Origin of the sequence: Bacillus sp. NTK074B (assembly GCF_017303375.1) — a bacterium.
GTDB lineage: Bacteria > Bacillota > Bacilli > Bacillales > Bacillaceae_B > Rossellomorea.
Genome location: NZ_JAFKOH010000261.1, coordinates 1 through 256, shown reverse-complemented (window position 1 = coordinate 256; position 256 = coordinate 1). Strand labels below are relative to the sequence as shown.

Annotated in this window: 1 protein-coding gene; it reads right to left on the bottom strand. The window is 75.8% G+C overall.

The genetic code is table 11. The features are described 5' to 3' along the window. Positions 1-132: 132 nt before the first annotated feature. Positions 133-246, bottom strand: coding sequence for a CbbQ/NirQ/NorQ C-terminal domain-containing protein (locus JI667_RS23845; protein ID WP_368077932.1), 114 nt, complete (start codon positions 244-246; stop codon positions 133-135). Positions 247-256: the final 10 nt, after the last annotated feature.

The following is a 256-nucleotide window of genomic DNA, read 5'->3' as shown; positions in this document are numbered from 1 at the left end:
CAGGCGAGGACAACGGCCTCGCCGCGCCCCATATCGGCCAGCGCCTGTGCGCCGCGTTCCCAGAGCTCGATCCCGCGCGGCGAGAGGCGGCGGCGGGCGTCCGGTCGCGCGGCGTCGAGCGCGGCCTGCAGCTCAGAACCAGGTGGCGACAGCAGCATCGAGCGCGTCCCGCATGTCCGGATCGTCGGTGACGGGGCAGCTGAGCGCCATCGAACAGGCGGCGCGCGGCGCCACGCCGGCCGCGATCAGTCGGCCC